Genomic DNA, 4,253 nt, shown 5'->3' with positions numbered 1-4,253 from the left:
GTTAAGAGTTAGGAGTACTTCGACAAGTCTTACAGTGAGCTACGTCGAACTGCTCAGTAACCTTTAGGAGTTAGGAGTTTTAGGAATTTGATTAATTACCAATACACCATGCTTTGCGCCCAATTAATTTTGCCATTTATCAAAGTCTTGGGTAAATTGAGTTAGTGAAATTAATTGAATTCGGATATCTTTTTGAGCAGCTTCACGCTCTATGGCAGTATTATAACCCCAATCGGCAAGAAACAATTCTACGTCTTCCAAATCAGTTTGCTGTTTAACTTTTTGTAACGTTTTTATCCGGTCTTCGATAAACCATAAGCTAACCGTTAAATCATTTGATTCCTGCTTTAACTCTCGCAAAATTTCATATTTAGGACGTTTTTCTTCTTTACCAAAAATTGCTTCTTGCGGCAAATCAAAGCCTGCTTGATCCAATAGTTCTTTAACAAAACGTCCTTCTTTAGTAGTAACTATATATAAGGCAATTTGAGTATTATAAATACTTTTTATTCTTTCCACTACACCCGGATAAAATTTATGCAAACTCAACCAACCATTCTTATCAGTAGCTATCCATTCATCCCGCTGCTTGTCTAACATAGAGGCAATCTCTTGAGCAACAAAATCCTCATGTCGAAGAATCTTTTGGGATATATCGCTCCATTGTTGCAAAATTTTCTCTTCTTCAAACCCTTCTAATAATGCTTTAATTAAAACAGGCATTTCCCAACCTGTCTCAATCACTGGTCGCAGACGATAGAACTTATTCGCCAAATCTTCCGTTTGACTTTGATTCGCACAAGGCCAAAACTTGCAGTAAGTACGCCAAGCTACTTGAAAATATTCTATCAGTCCGTTACATATTACACCGTCAAAGTCTAGTGCCAAAATTGTCGGGCTAATTGCTGTCATTTTCTCAATTCGTGAAACTGCTTTTGTCAGCTTATCGAATTTGTCTTAAATCTGAGTCTTTATTTTTTAAATTTTATCTAATAACTTTATTGTGTACTCCCTCGATAATAAAAATGCTTGAAACGTCACAACCAAACAATACGCAAGACTATTCATGGAACTTCTGGTTTACCTTGCCAATTTACCCATTCGGTAAACGCCGAACTATCCGTAAGGAAGTAGTTAAAGATACCATTTGGACTTTTGATCAACTTCAAGGCATTTTCTACGTTGTTGTTCCCATTCGTATGACAGTGGTTAGGCTCAACGAAGGTGGTTTACTCGTTTATGCACCAGTAGCACCAACCCCAGAATGCGTGCGTCTTATTGAAGAATTAGTCGCAGAACACGGTAAAGTTAAGTATATAATTTTGCCTACCATCTCCGGATTAGAGCATAAAGTATTTGTCGGTCCCTTCGCCAGACGTTTTCCCGATTCACAGATATTCGTCGCACCCAAACAGTGGAGTTTCCCTGTAAATCTCCCCCTTAGCTGGTTGGGTATGCCTGCAAAACGTACCCAAGTACTTCCCGAAGACAGCAGTAAAACACCTTTCGCGAATCAATTTGACTATGAAATTCTTGGTCCCATCGAACTTGGTGCGGGTAAATTTGCTGAGGTCGCATTGTTGCATAAATCATCAAAAACCCTTTTAGTTACGGATTCAATAGTTTCCGTCCCCGAACAACCTCCCGCAATTGTTCAGTTAGACTCATACCCCTTACTTTTCCACGCTAGAGATAAAGCAACCGATATCATTGCAGACACTCCAGAAAATCGCCGTAAAGGATGGCAACGTATCGCCTTATTTTCCTTATATTTTCGTCCCAGCGTCTTAAATGTACCTAAATGGGGTGAAGTATTCCGCAATGCAGCCAAAGCCCCAGAACGCTCTTTGAAAGCGTATTTCGGCTTGTATCCCTTCCAATGGCGATCGGATTGGCAGTGTTGCTTTGAAGGGTTACGGGGTAATGGTAGATTATTTGTAGCACCAATTTTACAAACTTTGATTCTAAATCGCGCACCAGCAGAAACTATTGCATGGGCTGATAAAATTGCCAAGTGGAACTTTAAGCGCATAATTCCCTGTCACTTTGATGCACCAATAAAAGCAACACCAGATCAATTTAGACAAGCGTTTTCGTTTTTAGAAAAGCATAGTAATAATGTCTTACCCCAAGAAGAATTTCAGCTTTTAGAAGAGATTGACGCTACTTTGAATAAATTAGGGATACCTTCAGCTAAAGAAAAAGTGTAATTTTGTCTGAGTGCATTTATTCCCTTGCATTTCATTAAATATAGGGCTTACGCAAAAGTAACCATTATCCATCCGGTAATTCCACCGACACCAGACACTTAGTAACTAAAAATGCGGGGTGTCGCACCACATCCTCAATAATTACCCCATGACTATACTTAGGTAGTCGAGGTAAAACATTAGTTCAATTTACTCTTACATATCATCCTTAAGCATGAGTTAATTGGGTAATTGTACTGATAATTTGAATGTATTGTTGAATAAGTTAATTAAAAGGAAAACTGGGATTACCAAATGATACCCTTGATTGATTCTCAGAACGTGGCGACAAATGATACGGCGGTTATCCAAAGATTGGCAAGAGCGATTAGCCTCGCGGCTGCGCCGAACGCGCTTTCAGAGGGGGAGTTTTCGCTGCTGTTAGTCTGCTGCAATCCGGACAAACAAGGACAAATTCTCAGCCTTTTGGAAGAGTTTTCAATGGCAGATATTAAGGAAATTGTTCTGTCACCCAAGGCAAAAACTCTTTATACAAATGTGGTTTCTGTACTAGGTTCTGAGCAACCTGATGCTCTGGTAATAAGGGGTTTAGAATCTGTAGAAGCGATTAATGAACTGATTATTTCGACTAATTTGATGCGAGATGAGTTTGCTAAACAGTTCAAGTTTCCCTTAGTATTGTTCGTCAATGAAGAGGTTTTACGCAAGTTGATTTGGTTAGCACCCGATTTGAAAGACTGGGCTGCAAGTACCTTTAGATTTCAAATTTCCTCCCAAAATTTGGTCAAGTGCTATTAGGATTGAAGCAGTAAATAGATTTTGTGTTTGTGGAGAATACTGTTTTTTAATCAGAATTAAATATTCGTAACTTTGAGATAACCAGATTTCACTCTACACCATAGTCATCAAGTTAATTTCAAAGTTTTATAGATTGTTCCTAGCATTGCGCTTTGTACCTTCAACCCATACGAAGTATAAAGCGCTTTTATTTTTTTTATTTTGAATTTAAGACCATAGCAAGTTAATTCCTGAATTTTATTGAGAGAGATACATTAATTCTTCCAAGCAATCTGAAAGGCACTAAGATATGATGTCTCAATGGTATTTCCCAGATGCTGATGTAAAGTATTTCTCAAATCATCAAATAGAGCATTCTGACGATAATCCAACTTTATGTAAGGTGATAAAGTACTTAATAGGCTTAGATAATCGTCAATGCTGTAAACGCGATCGCATTCCATCTGCTCATAAACTAAATCTTTGAAGAAACCAGATTTTATAACGTTGTTTCCTAATTCTCGGAGGATTTTTTCTTGAGTTCCCCTCTCTTCGTATCGTGAAAGGGAAGGAACTTGTCTTTGATAAACCTCATCTAAGATTTGGTAAACTTCGTAGCTGGGTTGGGGTTCTTTGTTCCATAATAAAATTAAACTGCCGTTATCCTTTAATACTTTCTTTAGTTTGGGATACCCTATATCTGGTGAAACCCAGTGAAAAGAAGTTGCAGCAAGAACGCAATCAAATTCATCTGTCTGTACCCATTCTTCAAAGGTGGTATTGATAATTTCGACATCAGGAAAGTTTGCACAATTTTGTGTTGCTAAATTGCAGGATTCCTCACTTGGTTCAAGACACACCATTGAAAAGCCAAATTTAGCAAACTCCGTTGTTGCAGTTCCCGGACCGCACCCTATTTCTAGAATTTTTGCGTTTTCACTGAGTTTTGCTAATTCTATAGTCCGATCAACCAATTCTTGAGGATAGCGGGGTCTGGTTCTGTTATACGCATCCGCAACTTTACTGTACCAGTTCTTTCTCTGTTCTAAACTACAGTCATTTTGATAATTATTATAGATATTTTTGAACTGTTCTAAATTTTTCATGATGTTGGCAATAGGTAATTGGGAATTGGTAATTGGGAATTGGTAATTGGGAATAGGTATTTAAAAGTTATATAAAAACAACAGATTTCCCTTCTTATAAAATTGGGGTTATTCTTTTGATTTTAATTATAATTCGTAGTGCGACCATCTTGGTCGCTAG

Annotated in this window: 4 protein-coding genes; 2 read left to right on the top strand and 2 right to left on the bottom strand. The window is 37.8% G+C overall.

Annotated elements, in window-relative coordinates; all coding sequences use genetic code 11:
• Nucleotides 1–123 precede the first annotated feature (123 nt).
• A complete protein-coding gene (locus VB797_RS11870; RefSeq protein ID WP_323237889.1) occupies nt 124–912 on the bottom strand; it encodes an HAD family hydrolase in 789 nt (262 codons plus the stop codon).
• Between the two features lie 113 nt (nt 913–1,025).
• Between VB797_RS11870 and VB797_RS11865 the strand changes: the two genes are divergently transcribed.
• Together VB797_RS11865 and VB797_RS11860 are read left to right on the top strand one after the other, a co-directional pair.
• Complete coding sequence (locus VB797_RS11865) at nt 1,026–2,210, top strand: DUF4336 domain-containing protein (protein WP_323237888.1); 1,185 nt, start codon at nt 1,026–1,028, stop codon at nt 2,208–2,210.
• 294 nt (nt 2,211–2,504) lie between these two features.
• Entirely contained in the window at nt 2,505–3,008 is a 504-nt protein-coding gene (locus VB797_RS11860) for a hypothetical protein (RefSeq protein WP_323237887.1), read from the top strand.
• A 254-nt stretch (nt 3,009–3,262) separates the two neighbouring features.
• On the opposite strand, the gene VB797_RS11855 is transcribed toward VB797_RS11860, so the two are convergent.
• On the bottom strand, nt 3,263–4,093 hold the full coding sequence (locus VB797_RS11855; protein WP_323237886.1) for a class I SAM-dependent methyltransferase: 831 nt from the start codon (nt 4,091–4,093) through the stop codon (nt 3,263–3,265).
• Nucleotides 4,094–4,253 lie beyond the last annotated feature (160 nt).

The sequence above is a fragment of the Rivularia sp. UHCC 0363 genome (assembly GCF_034931125.1).
Classification (GTDB): domain Bacteria; phylum Cyanobacteriota; class Cyanobacteriia; order Cyanobacteriales; family Nostocaceae; genus Rivularia.
The sequence above is the reverse complement of the archived record's forward strand: the minus strand, read 5'-3'. Positions and strand labels throughout refer to the sequence as shown.